We start from the raw sequence: 16,633 nt of genomic DNA on the forward strand, positions 1-16,633 counted from the left end.
TGGCACATGTTGTTTCAGTCGGGCCGTTGCTGGCGGAAATGCGACCAGTGGAACACCCAGCCCAAAATCTCCAGCCCTTGAGTCTGGCGCTGAACGGTAGTGTAGCGTTCGACCGCATAGTTGCGTCGATCATGGCTGTGCAGGTACAGCGTGCCGTGCTGGCCGAGGCTGAGGTTGTTAACCCTGAGCACGCCGTTGTGCAACAGGGCATAGGTTTCGCCTTCGACCACCCGAGTCATGCCCAGGTCGATGGCCAGGGTAGCCTGCAGCGGAATCAGCGGGGTCATGTTGCTGGCGGGCATGGCCAGGCAGATGGCGTTGTCGGCATGCACTCCCAATTCTTTCACGGCTTTTGCGGGCAGGTACAGGTGCTTGCCCGCCACGGGCGACAGCAGGCCGTTGTTCAGTTCGTAAAAAGGCACCTTCAGCGCCCGGCCGCCTTGCGCCGACAGCGGCGTGTGCGGGTTGGCGGGCGCCGGCCCTGGCGGGCAGCTGCGCAGGATCGGGTTGTGGTGTTTGGGGCCTTCGCCCGTGCGCAACCAGCGACGATGCACGCAGAACAGGTCGGCCATTTCGTCCAGCCGGGCCAGGGGCACGCCGCGCTTGAGCCAGTTGTTGACGTGCTGGGGGGTGACGCTGCGCTGGGCGGCGAAATCGGAAGGGGTCAGGCCACATTCGTGGAGGAGGGCTTTGAGTCGGTCGCCAGAAGTGTTCATGGCGGCGAGTGTAGCGGCGGGGTGCCAGCAAGGATATGAACCGGATGTTGATGAGGCTTGTGTGAAAGGCGCCTGTTTGTAGGGCGTTGGAGTAGGACTGCGTAGGATTTTTTACTGTCCCAAGCAAGTGCACGGTTCCTGTGGGAGCGGGCGTGCCCGCGAAGAGGCCAACGCGGTGGCTGGCACCGGCTGCGCCGGTGTTCGCGGGCACGCCCGCTCCCACAGGGATCGCGCCAGCAATTATAATTTGAGCAAGGCAGTTGCTTCTGCGCAGGCAGGTCATCCAGTGCCAGGGCGACCAGCCACCCATCAGGCATAAAAAACCCCGCCGAGGCGGGGTTCTTCATGCAACCGGCATCAGCCCTTGTAGGCAGCAACCGATTTGGTGATCGCCGCACGGGCGGCGTCAGCGCCTTCCCAGCCTTCGATCTTGACCCACTTGCCCTTCTCGAGATCTTTGTAGTTGGCAAAGAAGTGCTCGATCTGCTGGATCAGCAGGGCTGGCAGGTCGGTGTATTCCTTCACGTCGACGTACAGCTGCGACAGCTTGTCGTGAGGAACAGCGATGACCTTGGCGTCGCCGCCGCCGTCGTCGGTCATGTTCAGCACGCCGACCGGACGGGCGCGGATAACCGAACCTGGGGCTACCGGGTAAGGGGTAACGACCAGCACGTCCAACGGATCACCGTCATCGGCCAGGGTGTTCGGGATGAAGCCGTAGTTGGCTGGGTAGAACATCGGGGTAGCCATGAAACGGTCGACGAACAGGGTATCGCTGTCCTTGTCGATCTCGTATTTGATCGGCGCGTGGTTGGCCGGGATCTCGATGGCGACGTAGATGTCGTTCGGCAGGTCTTTGCCCGCCGGAATCTTGCTGTAGCTCATTGGGCAGTGCCCCCGTGTTTGACCAAAAAAGTGGCGGCGATTATAGGCACATTCTGCATGGGCATGCCACGCCTGGCCTGATGTGCGGCCCCGGTCAGGCGTGGCTTTCGCGGTATTCCGGGTGTTCGGCCTTTAGCTGGCGCAGGCGCGCCAGCGGGTCCTGCCGGTAGAACAGCGACAACTGGCGGTAGACCTGTGGATAAGCCTGTTGCAGCAGGTCGGGGGCACTAAAGAAGTACTCGCTGGTGACGGCAAAGAACTCTGCGGGGTTCTCTGCGGCATACGGGTCGATGGCGGTTTCGGCGTCGGGGTTGGCGTCCAGTTGGCGGTTGAGGTCGTCATAGGCCTGTTGCATGGCGGATGCCCATTCATCTACGGGCATGCCGCTGTGCAGCGGCGGCAGGCCGTTGGCATCGCCATTGAGCATGTCGAGCTTGTGCGCCAGTTCATGGATGACCAGGTTGTAGGCCTCCCAGCCACCGCTGGCCAGCACGCCGTTCCAGGCGAGGATGATCGGGCCCTGCTGCCACGCCTCGCCGCTGTGCTCGCCGTCCCATTCGTGCTCCACGCCACTGGCATCGCGGTGGCGCTGAGGGCTCTTGAAGTCGTCGGGGTAGAGGATGATTTCGTGGAAACCCTGGTACCAGTTCAGCTCGCCCAGGTGCAGCAGCGGCAGCTGTGCCTGAGCGGCCAGTAACAAGCGTTGCTCGTCGTCCGGCTCGACGCCGGGCAGGCAGGTGAGATGCTTGTCGAGCAGGAACAGGATGCAGGCTTCACGCAGCCAGCGATCTTCTTCGTCCGTGATGCCGTCCAGCATCGGCAGGCGCTCGCGCACGGCTTGCCATTGCTGGGGGGTGATGGGGTAGCGCGCCAAGGTGCGCTTGCGCCGCCAGGCGCTGAACGACCACATTGGCAGGTTTCAGTGCGCCTTGGCCGCGCGGCCCAGGCGGCCACGCAGCAGGCCGAGGATCATCGGCACCAGCGACAGGATGATGATGCCCACCACCATCAGCGACAGGTGCTGCTTGATGAATGGCACGTTGCCGAAGAAGTAACCCAGGGTCACCAGGCCGCCGACCCACAGCAGCGAACCGGCGATGCTGAAGCCGAGGAAGCGCGGGTAGTGCATGTGGGCGATGCCGGCGACGAAGGGCGCAAAGGTACGCAGAATGGGCAGGAAGCGCGCCATGGTCACGGTCTTGCCGCCGTGGCGTTCATAGAAGTCGTGGGTACGCTGCAGGTAGTCGCGGCGGAAGATCTTCGAGTTTGGGTTGTTGAACAACCGTTCGCCGGCCGTGCGGCCGATCACGTAGTTGGTGCTGTCGCCGAGGATCGCGGCTGCCATCAGCAGGCCGGCCAGCAGCAACGGGTCCATGCCGCCACCGGCGGCCACGGCACCGGCAATGAACAGCAGCGAATCGCCGGGCAGGAAGGGCATGACCACCAGCCCGGTTTCACAGAAGATCACGGTGAAGAGGATGGCGTAGATCCAGGGACCGTAGTTGGTGACCAGCAGATCGAGGTAGGCATCGAGATGCAGGATAAGGTCCAGCGGGTTGAAATCCATGTACAGCACCTGTGTTCTTGGGCGTAGGCTCGGTTACCTGGGAATGGGTAAATTTTCACACATGACAGGTGGGCCATTATACGGCTAAGTCAGGATCATGCCCGGGGAGTTTGTAGCGGGGGGTTACGGCAGGGGGTATTCCTGTACCGGCCCTTTCGCGGGCATGCCCGCTCCCACAGGGATATCACTGCTTGCTAAGGCTGTGCTGTACCTGTGGGAGCGGGCGAGCCCGCGAAGAGGCCGGTGCAGGTCAATCCTGGCTGATCGGCAGGATATAGCTCTTGAACTCGTTATCCTCACGAAACCCGATGGATTCGTAAGTCTTGTGCGCTACCTCATTGTCCGCGCTGGTCGACACCCGCATGCGCACGGCGTTGGTTTCCTTGGCCATTTTCTTGGCCTCGCGCATCAGGTGGTCGGCCACCAGCATGCGCCGTGAATCCTCGGCCACATAGATATCGTTGAGAATCCATACCCGCTTCAACGACAGCGACGAATAGCTTGGGTACAGCTGGCAGAAACCCAGCAGTTTGCCGTCATCATCATCGGGTAGCGCCAGGTAGATCACCGATTCATCCCGCTTCAGGCGTTTTTCCAGGAAGCTGCGCGAGCTGTCGGGGTAGGGTAGCTGCCCATAGAACTCACGGTATTTGACGAACATCGGCGTAAGCAGATCGAGGTGTTCCAGGGTTGCCTTGATGATGCGCATGTGCGGCCCTCAGAGTCCGTTAGGGGAAACAGCGGATTGCCATCAGTCTTCAAGGGCATGCTGCCCAATGCGCGGTGCAAGTGCAATCCGCCTTCCATGACGTGTTTTTTACCCTTTTCCGAGCAGGAAGTTACCTTTCTGGCTGGTGCTGTGTTCGCTCTCCAGGCTATGGACCTCGGCTTCGTCCTTCAGATTCACCCCGGAAAGCTGGCGCCGGCACGCTTCGCGCATCAGGTACAGCAAGCGGTGCGCCGCCATGCCATAACTCAGGCCCTCCAGGCGGATGTTGGAAATGCAGTTGCGGTAGGCATCGGTCAGGCCGACCTTCGGTGCATAGGTGAAGTACAGGCCAAGGCTGTCGGGTGAACTGAGCCCCGGGCGTTCGCCGATCAGCATCACCGTCATTCGTGCGCCCAGCAGTTCACCTACCTCGTCGGCCACTGCCACGCGGCCCTGCTGCACCAGCACCACCGGGGCGCTGGTCCAGCCGTCGGCGGCGGCCTGTTCCTCGAAGCGCGCAAGGAACGGCAAGGTGTGGCGGTGCACGGCCAGTGCCGAGAGGCCGTCAGCGACGACGATGGCCAGGTCGACCCCGCCGGGGTTGGCCTGGGCGTGCTGGCGCAGCGCGGCAACCGAATCTTCGTTCAGCCGTCGCCCCAGGTCCGGGCGTTGCAGGTACTGGTTGCGGTCGCTGGCGGCGCTGTGCAGCACCAGGCTTTCGCGCCCGCGGTCACTCAGCTGGGTAGCCAGGCCGGCATGGTCGAAGGCCAGGTGCACGGCATCGCGAGCCTGGGCGTGGGCGAACTGGAAGTCCAGCTGCGCCCCGGTCGGCAGGCTGGTGCCGGTGCGGCCCAGGGCGATGCGTGCAGGGGTCAGGTTGCGCAGGGCCAGCCAAGGGTTGTCGGGGGTAGGCGTGCGGTGGTCCATGGTCATCCCTATGCAAGCTGTGCCAAGGCCTGGCGGAAGGCCGGCGGCAGGTTGTCACCAAAGCGCACCCGGCCATCGGCCTGGGTGAAGATGCCGGTGCGGGCCAGCCATGCCTCGAATTCCGGCCCGGGCTTAAGGCCCAGGGTCTGGCGCGCGTACAGCGCGTCGTGGAACGAGGTGGTCTGGTAGTTGAGCATGATGTCGTCAGAGCCGGGGATGCCCATGATGAAGTTGATCCCGGCCACGCCCAGCAGGGTCAGCAGGGTGTCCATGTCGTCCTGGTCGGCTTCGGCGTGGTTGGTGTAGCAGATATCGCAACCCATCGGCACGCCCAGCAGCTTGCCGCAGAAGTGGTCTTCGAGGCCGGCGCGGATGATCTGCTTGCCGTTGTACAGGTATTCCGGGCCGATGAAACCGACCACGGTGTTGACCAGGAACGGCTTGAAGTGGCGGGCCACGGCATAGGCGCGGGTTTCACAGGTCTGCTGGTCGACACCGTGGTGGGCATTGGCCGACAGCGCGCTGCCCTGGCCGGTTTCGAAGTACATCAGGTTCTGCCCGAGGGTGCCGCGTTTTAGCGAAAGGCCTGCTTCGTAGCCTTCCTGCAGTACGTTCAGGTTGATGCCGAACCCGGCGTTGGCCGCCTCGGTGCCGGCGATGGACTGGAACACCAGGTCCAGTGGTACGCCACGGTTGATCGCCTCGATCGAGGTGGTGACATGGGTGAGCACGCAGGCCTGGGTGGGGATGTCGTAGCGCTGGATGATGGCGTCGAGCATTTCCAGCAGGGCGCAGATCGAGGCGATGCTGTCGGTGGCCGGGTTGATGCCGATCATGGCGTCGCCGTTGCCGTACAGCAGGCCGTCGAGGATGCTGGCGGCGATGCCGGCCGGCTCGTCGGTCGGGTGGTTGGGCTGCAGGCGGGTCGACAGGCGCCCGCGCAGGCCCATGGTGCCGCGGAAGCGGGTGACCACGCGGATCTTCTGTGCCACCAGCACCAGGTCCTGCACGCGCATGATCTTCGACACCGCGGCGGCCATTTCCGGCGTCAGCCCGGGTGCCAGGCTGCGCAGGCTGTCCTCGGTTGCCTCTTCGCTCAGCAGCCAGTCGCGCAGGCCACCCACGGTCAGGTGGCTGACCGGGGCGAAGGCCTGTGCATCATGGGTGTCGATGATCAGGCGCGTGACTTCATCATCTTCGTAAGGGATCAGCGCTTCGTTGAGGAAATGCGTCAGCGGGATATTGGCCAGGGCCATCTGCGCGGCGACCCGTTCGCCGTCGTTGCCGGCTGCCACGCCCGCCAGGTAGTCCCCCGAGCGGGCGGGGCTGGCCTTGGCCATCACTTCCTTGAGGCTGTCGAAGCGGTAGACCAGGTGGCCGACCGTGTGTACGAAACTTGCCATACAGACTCTCCAGAGCCGCGGGTTGCCCCGCGGCGGGTGGCGGCGATCAGTGCAAGGCCTCTTCGGCCTTCTGGATCGCGGCGAATTCCTCTTCCGGTGTACCCGCTACCAGGTGGTGGCGGCTGTAGAAAGCAAAGTAGGCAATTAATACCGCATAGATCACTGCGGCGCCAATCACCACCCGTGGGTCGACCAGGAAACCGGCGACCACGGCGATGCAGGCCAGTACCAGTGCCAGGCCCGAGGTGAAGATGCCACCGGGGGTGCGGTATGGGCGCTCCATCTTCGGCCGGCGGATGCGCAGGGTGATGTGCGCGGCCATCATCAGCACGTACGACAGGGTAGCGCCGAACACCGCCACCAGGATCAGCAGGTCACCCTGGCCGGTCAGCGACAGGGCAAAGCCGATGATCCCGGGAATGACCAAGGCCAATACCGGGGCTTTGCTCTTGTTGGTTTCCGACAGCTTGCGCGGCAGGTAGCCGGCGCGGGACAGGGCGAAGATCTGCCGGGAGTAGGCGTAGATGATCGAGAAGAAGCTGGCGATCAGCCCGGCCAGGCCGACCAGGTTGACGAAGCCGCCCATCCAGGTGCTACCGCCGTAGGCTTTGGACAAGGCTTCCACCAGTGGGTTGCCGGACGCTTTCAGTGCTTCGGAGCCTGCGCCGCCGGGGCCGACCACCAGGATCAGCAGGGCGAAGGCCAGCAGCACCAGCATGGCGCCGATGAGGCCGCGTGGCAGGTCACGCTTGGGGTTCTTGGTTTCTTCGGCAGCCAGCGGCACGCCCTCCACGGCGAGGAAGAACCAGATGGCATAGGGAATGGCCGCCCACACGCCGACATAGCCGAACGGCAGGAAACTGCTGGCGCCCACGGCGTCCGTTTTGGCGATGTCGAACAGGTTGGCTGCATCAAAATGGGGCACCATGCTCACCAGGAACACGGCCAGGGCGATGGCGGCGATGGCGGTGATGATGAACATCAGCTTCAACGCCTCACCCACGCCAAAGATGTGGATGCCGATGAACACGATGTAGAACGCCAGGTAGATCATCCAGCCGCCGATGCCGAACAGTGACTGGCAGTAGGCGCCGATGAATACCGCGATGGCGGCGGGGGCGATGGCGTACTCGATGAGGATCGCCGTCCCGGTGAGGAAACCGCCCCAGGGGCCGAAGGCGCTGCGGGCAAAGCCGTAGCCGCCGCCTGCGGTGGGGATCATCGACGACAACTCGGCCAGCGAGAAGCACATGCACAGGTACATGGTGGCCATCAGCAGGGTGGCGAGGAACATGCCGCCCCAGCCGCCCTGGGCCAGGCCGAAGTTCCAGCCGGCATAGTCGCCGGAGATGACGTAGGCCACGCCCAGACCGACCAGCAGGACCCAGCCGGCGGCACCTTTTTTCAGTTCACGTTGCTGGAAATAGTCCGAGCCGACTTTTTCGAAGTCTACGGAAGAGCCTGCCGGCGAGCCGGCGGAATGATCGCTTGGCATAGATTCACCTGTTGTTTTTCTTGGTGGCCGGACGGGTTCCGGGCCGATGGTGATGGGTACTGCAGGAAGCGAGCCAGTGGCTTTGGGGCCGCTTTGCGGCCCAGCGCGACACAAGGCCGCTCCTACAAGGGGACGCGGTTCCTGTAGGAGCGGCCTTGTGTCGCGATGGGCTGCGCAGCAGCCCCAAATGCGCCGGTTTAGAAGAAGCCCAACGGATTGATGTCGTAGCTCACCAGCAGGTTCTTGGTCTGCTGATAGTGGTCGAGCATCATCTTGTGGGTCTCACGCCCGACACCCGACTTCTTGTAGCCACCGAACGCGGCATGCGCCGGGTAAAGGTGGTAGCAGTTGGTCCACACGCGCCCGGCCTTGATCCCACGGCCCATGCGGTAGGCACGGTTGATATCGCGGGTCCACACGCCGGCACCCAGGCCGAACTCGGTGTCGTTGGCGATTGCCAGCGCTTCGGCTTCGTCCTTGAAGGTGGTGACGCTGACCACCGGGCCGAAGATCTCCTCCTGGAACACGCGCATCTTGTTGTTGCCCTTGAGCAGGGTCGGCTGGATGTAGTAACCGGTGGCCAGCGAGCCTTCCAGTTTCTCGACCTTGCCGCCGGTCAGCAACTCGGCGCCTTCCTTCTGGGCGATGTCGAGGTACGACAGGATCTTCTCGAACTGCTGTTGCGAGGCCTGGGCGCCGACCATGGTGTCGGTGTCCAGCGGGTCGCCGCGCTTGATCTGCAGCACCTTCTTCATCACCACTTCCATGAACTGCGGGTAGATCGATTCCTGTACCAGTGCCCGTGACGGGCAGGTGCATACCTCGCCCTGGTTGAAGAACGCCAGCACCATGCCTTCGGCCGCCTTCTCGATGAAGCTTGGCTCGGCTTGCATGATGTCTTCGAAATACACGTTCGGCGATTTGCCGCCCAGTTCGACGGTGGACGGGATGATGTTCTCGGCCGCGCACTTCATGATGTGCGAGCCCACCGGAGTCGAGCCGGTGAAGGCGATCTTGGCGATGCGCTTGCTGGTGGCCAATGCTTCACCGGCTTCGCGGCCATAGCCTTGCACCACGTTGAGCACGCCTTTTGGCAGCAGGTCACCGATCACTTCCAGCAGCACGGTGATGCCCAGCGGGGTCTGCTCGGCCGGCTTGAGCACCACGCAGTTGCCGGCGGCCAGGGCTGGGGCGAGCTTCCAGGCCGCCATCAGGATCGGGAAGTTCCACGGGATGATCTGCCCGACCACGCCCAGCGGCTCGTGGATGTGATAGGCCACTGTGCCTTCGTTGATTTCCGCGGCGCCGCCTTCCTGGGCGCGGATGCAGCCAGCGAAATAGCGGAAGTGGTCGACCGCCAGCGGAATGTCGGCATTGAGGGTTTCGCGGATCGGCTTGCCGTTATCCCAGGTTTCGGTAATGGCCAGCAGTTCGAGGTTCTGCTCGATACGGTCGGCGATCTTGAGCAGGACATTGGAGCGGTCCTGAACTGAGGTGCGACCCCAGGCGTCGGCCGCAGCGTGGGCGGCATCCAGGGCTTTCTCGATGTCTTCGGCAGTGGACCGGGGGAATTCAGCGATCAGCTTGCCATTCACCGGGGAGGTATTTTCGAAGTACTGCCCCTTTACCGGAGGAACGAACTCACCACCGATGTAGTTGCCGTAGCGGCTCTTGAAGGAAACCTTCGCGCCTTCGGTACCGGGATGTGCGTAACGCATGGTGTGTCTCCTGGCTATTGTGTTTGTTAGGGAGTTGGAAAGCGTAGAGCAAAGGTTGGGCCAGCGTTTCGAGCACCAGGCAAATCAATGACTTGGCTCGGTTCTTTGGGCCTGATTCACGGTAGCTGTACCACCGCCGGTACGCGCGGGGGTGACACTTTGTGCCATTTGCGACACGTAACCGGAGGGTGCATTGCAAAGCCTTCCCGGGTGGAGGATGCTGGCGGGACTCTCTATCTGCGGAGAACTACAACAATGCAGAGCAATCATTTCAGTCGCCATGCCCAGCAAGTCCATACCGTCGCCCATGGTGGGGCCGGGGAGGGCGGCAGTGACCCGTCCATCGCCCGCTCCTGGCTGCGCTGCCTGGAGGACTACCACCTCGACCCGTCGGTGATCGAGGCCCCGGTGGTGCTCGAGCACGGGCGCCTGCTGGAAAGCCGCGAGCGCCTGCGCCAGGTGCTGCAGATTGCCGACCATGAAATGAACAGCCTGCACCAGCAGCTTTCCGGGGCCGGCCATGCGGTGCTGCTGACCGATGCCCGTGGGGTGATCCTCAATTGCGTCAGCGCGCCGACCGAGCGGCGCAGCTTCGAGCGCGCCGGCTTGTGGCTGGGCGCTGACTGGAGCGAGGCGCGCGAGGGCACCAACGGCATCGGCACCTGCCTGGTCGAGCGCCAGGCGCTGACCATTCACCAGAACGAGCACTTCCGTGGTCGCCACACGGGGCTGACATGCTCGGCCAGCCCGGTGTTCGACCCGCATGGCGAGTTGCTGGCAGTGCTGGATGTATCTTCGGCGCGGCCCGACGTTTCCCGGCAGAGCCAGTTCCACACCATGGCCCTGGTCAACCTGTCGGCGAAGATGATCGAAAGCTGCTACTTCCTGCGTCATTTCGAACAGCAATGGCTGCTGCGTTTTCACCTGCAGGCCGAGTCGGTCGGCCTGTTCAGCGAAGGCCTGCTGGCGTTCGACGGTGACGGGCGGATCTGCGCCGCCAACCAGAGCGCGTTGAACCTGCTGGGCACGGTGCGTGGTGGTGTGCTGGGCAAGCCGCTGGAACGCTTTTTCGCTTGCAGCCACGACGAACTGTTCAGCCGCGCCACGCCCGGCGGCAGCACGGCTTGGCCGCTGCATACCCTGGACGGGCGCCAGGTGTTCGCCAGCCTGCGTGGCCAGGCGCGTGCACCGGTGTGGTCGGTGCCAGCCGCCCAGCCGCGACCCACGCGGGAAGCGGAGCCGCTTATCTGCCTGCTCGACCCGGCCTTGCAGAACGACTTCCGCCGCAGTGTGCGGGTGTTCGAGCGCGATGTGCCGCTGTTGCTGCGCGGCGAGACCGGCTGCGGCAAGGAGGCCTTCGCCCAGGCCGTGCACCAGGCCAGCGAGCGGCGCGGCAAGCCGTTCGTTGCCATCAACTGTGCCTCTATTCCGGAGAGCCTGATCGAGAGCGAACTGTTCGGCTACCGTGGCGGCAGCTTTACCGGTGCGCGCAAGGAAGGCATGCGCGGCAAGCTGCTGCAGGCCGACGGCGGCACCTTGCTGCTGGACGAGATTGGCGACATGCCGCTGGCACTGCAAACCCGCCTGCTGCGTGTGCTGGAGGAGCGCCAGGTGGTGCCGATCGGTGGCGAACCGCAGGCGGTCGACGTGCGCATCGTCAGCGCTACCCACCGTGACCTGCTGGAGCGGGTGGAGCAGGGCAGTTTCCGCGAGGACCTGTATTACCGGCTCAATGGCCTGGAAGTGGCATTGCCTGCGGTGCGCGAGCGCAGTGACAAGGCGCAGTTGCTGGACTTTCTGCTGCGTCAGGAGGCACGTGGAGAACCGATCGATATCGAGCCCAGGGCGCGACAGGCACTGCTCGACTTTGCCTGGCCGGGCAACGTGCGGCAGATGCGCAATGTGCTGCGTACCTTGGTGGCGCTTTGCGAAGACTCCCGCATCGTGTTCCCGGATCTCCCCGCCATTCTCCGCAACAGCACCGTCCCTGTAGGAGCGGCCTTGTGTCGCGAAAGGGTCGCAGAGCGGCCCCAGGGTCTCAGCAGCGCCGACCAATCTGCAGGGGCTGCGTCGCAGCCCGATCGCGACACAAGGCCGCTCCTACAGGATGCGGAGCGGCAAGCATTGTTGGAGACGCTAGAGGCAAAACACTGGCACCTCACCCGTGTCGCCGAGCACTTGGGCATCAGCCGCAATACCTTGTATCGAAAACTGCGCAAACACGGCATCACCCGGGCCGGCTGAGCGAAACATCTGGTGCGATTTGTCGCGCCCTGGGCTACCCTGCCTCGATGTTTTGCGAGGTCGACCATGCATATTCACATTCTCGGTATTTGCGGCACTTTCATGGGCTCGCTGGCGGTGCTGGCCAAGGAACTTGGCCACCGCGTCACCGGCTCGGACGCCAACGTCTATCCCCCGATGAGCACCCAGCTCGAAGCCCAGGGCATCGAACTGACCCAAGGCTATGACCCGGCCCAGCTGGACCCGGCGCCAGACCTGGTGGTCATCGGCAACGCCATGTCGCGTGGCAACCCGGCGGTGGAGTACGTGCTGAACAAGGGCCTGCCCTATGTCTCCGGCCCGCAGTGGCTGGCCGACCACGTGTTGCAGGGCCGCTGGGTGCTGGCCGTTGCCGGTACCCACGGCAAGACCACGACCAGCAGCATGCTGGCCTGGGTGCTGGAGCACGCCGGCATGAGCCCGGGCTTTTTGATCGGCGGTGTGCCGCAGAACTTCTCGGTGTCGGCGCGCCTGGGCGCTACGCCGTTCTTCGTGGTCGAAGCCGACGAATACGACAGCGCCTTCTTCGACAAGCGCTCGAAGTTCGTCCACTACCACCCGCGCACGGCAATCCTCAACAACCTCGAGTTCGACCATGCGGACATCTTCCCCGACCTGGCCTCGATCGAGCGACAGTTCCACCACCTGGTGCGCACCATCCCCAGCGAAGGCCTGGTCATCCACCCCACCACAGAGCAGGCGCTGGAGCGGGTGATCGGCATGGGTTGCTGGACCCCGGTGCAGACCACCGGCGAAGGTGGCCAGTGGCAAGCCCGCCTGCTCAGCCCCGACGGCTCGCGCTTCGAAGTGCTGTTCGACGGCGAAGCGCAGGGCGTGGTGGACTGGGCGCTGACTGGCCAGCACAACGTCGCCAACGCCCTGGCCACCCTGGCAGCGGCGCGCCATGTAGGGGTGGTGCCAGCCATGGGTATCGAAGGCCTGAGCGCCTTCAAGAGCGTCAAGCGGCGCATGGAAAAGGTTGCCGAAGTGCAGGGCGTTACCATCTACGATGACTTCGCTCACCACCCGACCGCCATCGCCACCACACTCGACGGCCTGCGCAAGCGCGTTGGCGAGGCCCCGGTGATCGCCGTGATCGAGCCACGCTCCAACTCGATGAAGCTTGGTGCCCACCGTGATGGCCTGCCGGAAAGCGTCAACGACGCCGACCAGGTGATCTGGTACGCTCCGGCCAACCTTGGCTGGGACCTGGCTGCAACCGCCGCGCAATGCAAAGTGCCCAGCGTGGTGGCCGACAGCCTCGAAGCGATCATCGAGCGGGTCAAGGGCCAGGCCCGCCCAGGTACCCATGTAGTGATCATGAGCAACGGCGGCTTCGGCGGCCTGCACGGCAAGCTGGCCGAGGCACTGAAGTGAGCGGGCCGGAACGCATCACCCTGGCCATGACGGGGGCCTCTGGCGCCCAGTACGGCCTGCGCCTGCTTGATTGCCTGGTGCGGGAGGACCGCGAGGTGCACTTCCTGATCTCCAAGGCCGCGCAACTGGTGATGGCCACCGAGACAGACGTGGTGCTGCCGGCCAAGCCACAGGCGATGCAGGCCTTCCTCACCGAATATACCGGCGCTGCCGACGGTCAGATCCGCGTGTATGGCAAGGAAGACTGGATGTCGCCGGTGGCCTCCGGCTCCGGTGCCCCGGCGGCAATGGTCGTGGTGCCCTGTTCCACCGGCACCTTGTCGGCGATTGCCACCGGTGCCTGCAACAACCTGATCGAACGCGCTGCCGACGTTACCCTCAAGGAGCGTCGCCAGCTGATCCTGGTGCCGCGCGAGGCGCCGTTCTCCACCATACACCTGGAGAACATGCTCAAGCTGTCCCAGATGGGCGCGGTGATCCTGCCGGCGGCGCCGGGCTTTTATCACCAGCCGCAGACCATCGACGACCTGGTCGACTTCGTGGTGGCGCGTATTCTCAACCTGCTGAACATTCCCCAGGACATGTTGCCGCGCTGGGGTGAGCACCATTTCGGGGTGGATGATTGAAGCGAGCGCTGGCAGGTTTGCTGGCGCTGGTGCTGCTCGGTGGCTGTGCCACGGTGCGCACGCTGGATGCCAACAAGCCCGGGGCACCGGTGGTGTACGCCGGTACCCGGTTGGACTTGTATGTGATCAATGGCGGGTGCTGCCCGCTGGATCGTTACGGGGCTGATGCGCCGGCGTATCCGGGGCTGGACCTGCCCGGGAGCATGTTGCTCGATACCCTGTTGCTGCCGTTGTCGTTGCTTACTGCGGCCGGTATTGGTTTTCAGGCCACCGGCGGCCTGTAAGGGCCCTTTCGCGGGCACGCCCGCTCCTACAGGATCTGTGTAATCTTCATGTGATCACTGTACCTGTGGGAGCGGGCGTGCCCGCGAAGAGGCCATCACAAGTGAAGCCTATTTCTTGCCCAACCTGCGCAATTCATCCGATTCCACAATCCGCACCCCGTCTTCCTCCTCCAGCGCCAGCCGCCACAGCGCCCGGGCCAATGTACAAGCCTCGATCCCCCGATACTTCCCGGGTATCAGCTTGGCAAACGGCGAAGCCAACTGTTCGCCGAACCGCGGCTCGACCCGCTCGCCCAGCAGCAACGACGGCCGCACGATGGTCAGCTGCGGCCAATCCTGGGCCTTTAGTGCCTCCTCCATTTCGCCCTTGACCCGGTTGTAGAAGATCGACGATTTCGGGTCGGCGCCCAATGCACTGACTACCAGCAAATGACGCGCGCCCAACTCCCGGGCACGCTTGCTGAATGCCACCACCATGTCCAGGTCCACCGCACGGAAGGCCGATTCGGAACCGGCCTGCTTCAGCGTGGTACCCAGGCAGCAGTAGGCGATATCGACACGCCCTGCCAGCTGTGGGAGGAACACCGCCGGGTCGCCCACCGGGTTTTCCAGGTGCGGGTGCTCGGCCAGTGGCCGACGGGTAGGCGCCAGTACGCGGGTGATGGTGGGCTCGTTGAGCAGGCGGTCGAGCAGGTGTTCACCTGTCAGACCCGTGGCACCGGCAAGCAGGACATGCTGAGGCGTCAAATACATGATGTCTCTCCCTTGTTACACACAAGCTTAGTGGCTGCGGGGCGTTTGCGCCTGTTCCCCCACATTGGCCTGTGCGGCGTTACGCAATGCTTCTTCGGCCTGTTGCCGGCGCAGGTGCTGCCAGTGCTCAAGCACGCTCGGCGGCGCCCACAGCTGCGGTTCGGAGGCCTCGAAACCTTCCCTTTGTTCTCTTTCGGCAACGCTGGCGCGCGCCAGTTCAAACGCCTGTTTCAGGTCGTCGGTCTGGTTCAGCGCTTCGGCGAACAGGGCATCGCCGAAGTAGGTGAAATCGGCTTCTTCCGAGCAACCGAAGGACACGCGGTCGGCCCGGGCAGCGGTCATGATCAGCGTGCGCTCATCCTTGAGCGGGGCTATGTAGCCCCCTGAATAGCACGCGGATATGACAATGACCTTGTCGCGGTTCTTCAGCGGTGCCAGGGCGCTGGCCAGTTCGTCGGCGGACAGGTCGGCCAGCTGCAGGCGCGGCTGGTCGAACACCAGCTGGTGGTCGTGGCTGCCATGGCTGGTGAGGTAGATGAACACCAGGTCTTCGGGGCCGCTGCGCTCGGCCAGGGTGCGGGCGGCGCGGGTCAGGTTTTCACGCGTGGCCATGGGGCGGGTGGTCATGTGGTCGCGGTGGTTGACCAAGGTCACCTGGCCACGGGCACCAAAGCGCACCTTGAGCATGTTGCTGACGTAGTCGGCTTCGCGCATGAACACGCTCTGCTGGCCATCGCCGCCCACCACCAGGCTGTACAACTGGACTGATGGCGCCGAACGCGGTACCCGGGCCAGCGCTTCGTCCAGCAAACGGCCCTGGTTGAGCAAAGCCAGGTCCAGCGGGTCGGGCAACAGTTTGCCGTTCTGGTCGCGTACGCGCACGCCGTTGCTCCAGGTACCGCTTTCGACCTTGCCGTTGGCCAGGATCAGCCGGCCCTGGCCGTGGTAGGCATCGTTGAGGAAGCCGCCGATGTACTTGCTGCCGTCGGCCAGTTGCAGGCTGCCCTGGCCCGACAGGCGCCAGTCGGCGAAGGTACCCTTGTAGTGGCTGCCATCGCTGCCCAGCAGTTCGCCTTCGCCGACCAGTGAGCCGTCCTTGAATTCGCCGATCCACACATCACCATCGGCATTTTCGTAGCGGCCACGGCCTTCCAGGCGGTTGTCCTTGAACTCGCCGATGTACTGCTCGCCGTCGACGCTGTCATAGGTGCCGCTGCCTTCCAGTTGGCCGTTGATGAAGTGGCCGCTGAACTGGTTGCCGCTGGCATCGCTGCGCACCCCGGCACCGTTGGGCTTGCCCTTGGCGAACAGGCCCTGGTAACGGCTGCCGTCGGCCAGTTCCAGCTCGCCGGCGCCTTCGTACAGGTCGTCCTTGAATTGGCCGCGGTAAGTCTGGTCGGCTTGCTTGAGGGTGCCTTCGCCGTCGCGGCGGCCGTGGCTGAAGGTGCCGGCATAGTGGCTGCCCGGGGTGGTCAGCTCACCCAGCCCCTGGAACAGCCCTGCGGCGAACTGGCCGCGATACACCTCGCCGTTGCGGCCGTGCCATTCGCCCTGGCCGTGCCATTGACCGTCCTTGAAGGTACCGGCGTACCAGCTGCCGTTGGGATAGTCGATCCGGCCCTCGCCTTGCAGCAGGCCATCGACCACCTGCCCCCGGTACCGCCCACCGTCAGGCAGGCGCGCGTCCGGCGGGAGCAGCGATTCGCCATCGCCGCAGGCGGCGAGCAGCAGGACCAGGGTGATGGGGAGCAGTGAACGCATGGCGAGAACCGGGCAATAGGTCTGCCGAGTATGACGCAGAATGGGATCCTGAAACAGCGAACGCAGGTGCTGGCGCAGCTCGCGAGCCTGCACTGCATCCAAAAGCTGGCACGGAACCTGTGGGAGCGG

15 protein-coding genes are annotated in these 16,633 nt (G+C 64.1%); 4 read left to right on the top strand and 11 right to left on the bottom strand.

Annotated elements, in window-relative coordinates:
* Positions 1–14: 14 nt before the first annotated feature.
* From CAF92_RS16870 to CAF92_RS16910, 9 genes are all read right to left on the bottom strand, one after another.
* Positions 15–716: an XRE family transcriptional regulator gene (locus tag CAF92_RS16870; protein ID WP_085601428.1), complete on the bottom strand. Its 702-nt coding sequence runs from the start codon at positions 714–716 to the stop codon at positions 15–17.
* A 357-nt stretch (positions 717–1,073) separates the two neighbouring features.
* The gene (gene ppa, locus CAF92_RS16875) at positions 1,074–1,601 is read right to left on the bottom strand and encodes an inorganic diphosphatase (RefSeq protein ID WP_003255365.1); all 528 of its coding nucleotides are present in this window, start codon (positions 1,599–1,601) and stop codon (positions 1,074–1,076) included.
* 94 nt (positions 1,602–1,695) lie between these two features.
* Positions 1,696–2,511, bottom strand: a complete 816-nt coding sequence (locus CAF92_RS16880; RefSeq protein ID WP_085601429.1) for a zinc-dependent peptidase — start codon at positions 2,509–2,511, stop codon at positions 1,696–1,698.
* 9 nt (positions 2,512–2,520) lie between these two features.
* Positions 2,521–3,168 carry a DedA family protein gene (locus CAF92_RS16885; RefSeq protein WP_046615981.1) on the bottom strand — a complete coding sequence of 216 codons (648 nt, stop codon included), beginning with the start codon at positions 3,166–3,168 and terminating at the stop codon, positions 2,521–2,523.
* A gap of 250 nt (positions 3,169–3,418) precedes the next feature.
* Positions 3,419–3,877 (bottom strand): GNAT family N-acetyltransferase, encoded by a 459-nt coding sequence (locus CAF92_RS16890; RefSeq protein ID WP_003257044.1) that lies wholly within the window; start codon positions 3,875–3,877, stop codon positions 3,419–3,421.
* Between the two features lie 108 nt (positions 3,878–3,985).
* Entirely contained in the window at positions 3,986–4,804 is an 819-nt protein-coding gene (gene eutC, locus CAF92_RS16895; RefSeq protein ID WP_085601462.1) for an ethanolamine ammonia-lyase subunit EutC, read from the bottom strand.
* Positions 4,805–4,812: 8 nt separating this feature from the next.
* Positions 4,813–6,207, bottom strand: a complete 1,395-nt coding sequence (locus tag CAF92_RS16900) for an ethanolamine ammonia-lyase subunit EutB (RefSeq protein WP_046615982.1) — start codon at positions 6,205–6,207, stop codon at positions 4,813–4,815.
* Between the two features lie 46 nt (positions 6,208–6,253).
* On the bottom strand, positions 6,254–7,702 hold the full coding sequence (gene eat / locus CAF92_RS16905; protein ID WP_025337550.1) for an ethanolamine permease: 1,449 nt from the start codon (positions 7,700–7,702) through the stop codon (positions 6,254–6,256).
* 197 nt (positions 7,703–7,899) lie between these two features.
* On the bottom strand, positions 7,900–9,420 hold the full coding sequence (locus CAF92_RS16910) for an aldehyde dehydrogenase family protein (RefSeq protein ID WP_046615983.1): 1,521 nt from the start codon (positions 9,418–9,420) through the stop codon (positions 7,900–7,902).
* A gap of 255 nt (positions 9,421–9,675) precedes the next feature.
* On the opposite strand from CAF92_RS16910, the gene CAF92_RS16915 reads away from it, so the two are divergent.
* The 4 genes from CAF92_RS16915 (at position 9,676) to CAF92_RS16930 (ending at position 13,990) form a co-directional block, all read left to right on the top strand.
* On the top strand, positions 9,676–11,664 hold the full coding sequence (locus tag CAF92_RS16915; RefSeq protein WP_085601430.1) for a sigma-54-dependent Fis family transcriptional regulator: 1,989 nt from the start codon (positions 9,676–9,678) through the stop codon (positions 11,662–11,664).
* 66 nt (positions 11,665–11,730) lie between these two features.
* Positions 11,731–13,080, top strand: a complete 1,350-nt coding sequence (gene mpl, locus CAF92_RS16920; protein ID WP_046615985.1) for a UDP-N-acetylmuramate:L-alanyl-gamma-D-glutamyl-meso-diaminopimelate ligase — start codon at positions 11,731–11,733, stop codon at positions 13,078–13,080.
* Positions 13,077–13,706: a flavin prenyltransferase UbiX gene (ubiX, locus tag CAF92_RS16925; protein WP_013970698.1), complete on the top strand. Its 630-nt coding sequence runs from the start codon at positions 13,077–13,079 to the stop codon at positions 13,704–13,706. The genes mpl and ubiX overlap by 4 nt, the downstream gene beginning before the upstream one ends.
* Positions 13,703–13,990 (top strand): YceK/YidQ family lipoprotein, encoded by a 288-nt coding sequence (locus CAF92_RS16930; RefSeq protein ID WP_085601431.1) that lies wholly within the window; start codon positions 13,703–13,705, stop codon positions 13,988–13,990. The genes ubiX and CAF92_RS16930 overlap by 4 nt, the downstream gene beginning before the upstream one ends.
* Positions 13,991–14,098: 108 nt before the next feature.
* On the opposite strand, the gene CAF92_RS16935 is transcribed toward CAF92_RS16930, so the two are convergent.
* Together CAF92_RS16935 and CAF92_RS16940 are read right to left on the bottom strand one after the other, a co-directional pair.
* On the bottom strand, positions 14,099–14,743 hold the full coding sequence (locus tag CAF92_RS16935) for an oxidoreductase (protein ID WP_085601432.1): 645 nt from the start codon (positions 14,741–14,743) through the stop codon (positions 14,099–14,101).
* A 27-nt stretch (positions 14,744–14,770) separates the two neighbouring features.
* Complete coding sequence (locus tag CAF92_RS16940; RefSeq protein ID WP_046616000.1) at positions 14,771–16,504, bottom strand: C13 family peptidase; 1,734 nt, start codon at positions 16,502–16,504, stop codon at positions 14,771–14,773.
* Positions 16,505–16,633: the final 129 nt, after the last annotated feature.

The organism is Pseudomonas sp. B10(2017), assembly GCF_002113295.1.
Lineage (GTDB): Bacteria > Pseudomonadota > Gammaproteobacteria > Pseudomonadales > Pseudomonadaceae > Aquipseudomonas > Aquipseudomonas pudica.

What these genes read in the sequence shown, in the direction of transcription:
- CAF92_RS16870 (WP_085601428.1), bottom strand. Translation starts at nt 716, where the DNA reads ATGAACACTTCTGGCGACCGACTCAAAGCCCTCCTCCACGAATGTGGC.
- ppa (WP_003255365.1), bottom strand. Translation starts at nt 1,601, where the DNA reads ATGAGCTACAGCAAGATTCCGGCGGGCAAAGACCTGCCGAACGACATC.
- CAF92_RS16880 (WP_085601429.1), bottom strand. Translation starts at nt 2,511, where the DNA reads ATGTGGTCGTTCAGCGCCTGGCGGCGCAAGCGCACCTTGGCGCGCTAC.
- CAF92_RS16885 (WP_046615981.1), bottom strand. Translation starts at nt 3,168, where the DNA reads ATGGATTTCAACCCGCTGGACCTTATCCTGCATCTCGATGCCTACCTC.
- CAF92_RS16890 (WP_003257044.1), bottom strand. Translation starts at nt 3,877, where the DNA reads ATGCGCATCATCAAGGCAACCCTGGAACACCTCGATCTGCTTACGCCG.
- eutC (WP_085601462.1), bottom strand. Translation starts at nt 4,804, where the DNA reads ATGGACCACCGCACGCCTACCCCCGACAACCCTTGGCTGGCCCTGCGC.
- CAF92_RS16900 (WP_046615982.1), bottom strand. Translation starts at nt 6,207, where the DNA reads ATGGCAAGTTTCGTACACACGGTCGGCCACCTGGTCTACCGCTTCGAC.
- eat (WP_025337550.1), bottom strand. Translation starts at nt 7,702, where the DNA reads ATGCCAAGCGATCATTCCGCCGGCTCGCCGGCAGGCTCTTCCGTAGAC.
- CAF92_RS16910 (WP_046615983.1), bottom strand. Translation starts at nt 9,420, where the DNA reads ATGCGTTACGCACATCCCGGTACCGAAGGCGCGAAGGTTTCCTTCAAG.
- CAF92_RS16915 (WP_085601430.1), top strand. Translation starts at nt 9,676, where the DNA reads ATGCAGAGCAATCATTTCAGTCGCCATGCCCAGCAAGTCCATACCGTC.
- mpl (WP_046615985.1), top strand. Translation starts at nt 11,731, where the DNA reads ATGCATATTCACATTCTCGGTATTTGCGGCACTTTCATGGGCTCGCTG.
- CAF92_RS16935 (WP_085601432.1), bottom strand. Translation starts at nt 14,743, where the DNA reads ATGTATTTGACGCCTCAGCATGTCCTGCTTGCCGGTGCCACGGGTCTG.
- CAF92_RS16940 (WP_046616000.1), bottom strand. Translation starts at nt 16,504, where the DNA reads ATGCGTTCACTGCTCCCCATCACCCTGGTCCTGCTGCTCGCCGCCTGC.